The sequence below is a fragment of the Streptomyces inhibens genome, assembly GCF_003389455.1.
GTDB lineage: Bacteria > Actinomycetota > Actinomycetes > Streptomycetales > Streptomycetaceae > Streptomyces > Streptomyces inhibens.
On the sequence record NZ_QUAC01000051.1, the window covers coordinates 1 to 2483 of the forward strand.

The window sequence follows — 2483 nt, forward strand, 5'->3', positions numbered from 1 at the left end:
CCCTGCACTACGAGGTGCGCGGCCAGGGCCCGCTCCTGCTGCTGATCCCCGGAGGGGCGGGCGACGCGGCCTCCTACGACGGCATCGCCGACGACCTGGCCGCCGAATACACGGTCGCGACCTACGACCCGCGCGGCATGTCCCGCAGCACGCTGGACGACCCCGAGGCCGAGCAGCACGTGGCCGAGCACGCCGACGACGCGTTCCGAATACTGGAACTGCTGTCGCCCGGTGAGCCCGCCCGGGTGTTCGGCGCCAGCTCGGGCGCGATCGCCGCCCTGCACCTGCTCACCGCCCACCCCGAACGCGTCGAACGCGTCGTGGCGCACGAGCCGCCGATGGTGGAGGTCCTGCCGGATGCCTCCGAACATCGCGCGCTCATCGCGCGCGTGCAGGAAACGCTTCACGCTCAGGGGCTCATGCCGGCGATGGCCGTGTTCGCCGCGGGGCTGAAGAAGGACGGCGACACCACCGAGCCGAAGGCCGAGCTCAAGCTTCCGCCGCAAGCAGCGGCGCGGGCCGAGCGGACAATGGCCAACCTGCCGTACTTCGTCGGGCGTATCGTGCCCAGCTTCATGTCCTACGCCCCGGACATCCACCGGCTGGGGGCACTGTCGGACCGGCTCGTGCTCGCCTGCGGCCAGGACTCACGTGGCGAGNGGGCACTGTCGGACCGGCTCGTGCTCGCCTGCGGCCAGGACTCACGTGGCGAGCTGCCCTACCGTCCGGCCGCTCTCCTGGCCGAGCGTCTCGGCACGGAACTCCAGCACTATCCAGGCGGGCACACCGGCCTGACCACGCACCCAGCCGAGTTCGGCGAACTCCTTCGGAAGGCCTTCCGCGCCTAGACCCGAATCCGGCCCGTCCTGGCCAACACCACCGAAGTTGGTCACTGAATGTCACATCCGCAACTAGTAGGGCTTTGTTACGTGTCTGGTCAGGTCGTGGGTCTGGTGGTTCGCTGGTGGTATGAGGGCGGATGAACTCGCTGCGTGTCGTGGCTGGTTGGAGGAGTTCGCTGGGGAGGTGTTTGTGCCGCTGGCGCCGCGTGTGGACCAGCGGGTGAAGGGCGGGTTGTATCTGCGGGGTTTGCTGTTGGACGGGCGTCGGAAGTCGATGCAGCCGATGGCCGGGCGTCTTGGTGTTGATCACCAGCAGTTGCAGCAGTTCATGACGTCCTCGACCTGGCCGGTGGATGCGGTCCGCGCGGGGCTGGCTCGCCGGGCAGTGGCGGTGGTGCGTCCGCAGGTGTGGGTGGTGGACGACACCGGCTTCCCGAAGGACGGGGGGTCCTCGCCCGGGGTGGCCCGGCAGTACTCCGGCACGCTGGGCAAGGTCGGCAACTGCCAGATCGGCGTGAGTGTTCATGCCGCCTCCGACACCGCTTCATGCCCGCTGTCGTGGCGGCTGTTTTTGCCCCGCAGCTGGGACGGGCCCGAGGCCGAGGGCCGACGGGTCCGTTGCCGGATCCCCGACGGTGAGCATCACCGGCCCAAGTGGCAGCTCGCACTGGAGATGCTCGACGAGCTCGCCGCCGTCGGGCTGCGGCCGGCGGTGCTGGTCGCGGATGCCGGCTACAGCGCGAACGCAGACTTCCGGCATGCTCTGGAAGACCGGCGCCTGGCCTACGCGCTGCAGGTCAAGGGTGAGCTGACCGCCCATGGTGAGGCAGCAAAACCGTATGAGCCGCCCTATGGCGGGCTCGGTCCACGGCCGCTGCCCCGCTACCGCACCCGCCCGGTGAGTCTGCGCGAACACGTCCTGGCCGCCGGACGCGACCGGGCCCAGGCCGTCACCTGGCGCACGGGCTCCAAAGGAGCCATGACCTCCCGTTTTGTGTTCCTGCGGGTCCGGCTCGCCGGTCGCCGCCCCAAACCGGCACCCGACGGTGTCATCGGCCTGCGGTGGCTGATCGCCCAATGGCCCGAAGGCGAGGACGAACCGGTCAAGTACTGGATCTCCAACCTGCCCGCCGACATCCCCGCCCGCGACCTCGTCCGCATCGCGAAGCTGCGGTGGCGCATCGAACACGACTACCGCGAGCTGAAGACCACGCTCGGGCTCGACCATTTCGAAGGCCGTTCCTTCGCCGGCTGGCACCGCCACGTCACCCTCGTCACCGCCGCCCACCTGTTCCTGACCGAACAGCGGACCTGCCCAAAAGCCCCTGCCAGGGCCTGACCCACTACCAGGCCCTGACTCTCCTCCAACACCTCCTGGCCACCTGGACCGGAACCTGCCCCACCTGCCGACAACCCACCCCATGGCAGCCCTACGACACCACCTAACAAAGCCCTACTAGGGCGTGTCTTCGATCAAGTGATTCGTCGGGGGATCAGCCTGCGACGGGTGCTGACGCGCTGACCATGCAGATCGATTCGGCGGCCGACGGCAGTGGCTCATCACGGGAGTTGGCGGACACGAAATTCCGTCGAACGCGGAGTCGATCTTTGAGAAGGTCGTGAGTGTCCCGGATCTACTGT

General features: G+C 68.6%; 2 protein-coding genes and 1 pseudogene. All 3 read left to right on the forward strand.

Annotated elements, in window-relative coordinates; genetic code table 11:
• Positions 1 to 2 precede the first annotated feature (2 nt).
• On the forward strand, positions 3 to 659 hold a 657-nt coding region (locus DY245_RS07405), incomplete at its 3' end, for an alpha/beta fold hydrolase (protein ID WP_244942894.1).
• 1 nt (position 660) lies between these two features.
• Positions 661 to 848: pseudogene (locus DY245_RS45955) on the forward strand (alpha/beta hydrolase); the annotation flags it as partial.
• A gap of 121 nt (positions 849 to 969) precedes the next feature.
• Entirely contained in the window at positions 970 to 2181 is a 1212-nt protein-coding gene (locus DY245_RS07410) for an IS701 family transposase (RefSeq protein ID WP_128504768.1), read from the forward strand.
• The last annotated feature ends 302 nt before the right edge of the window (positions 2182 to 2483 follow it).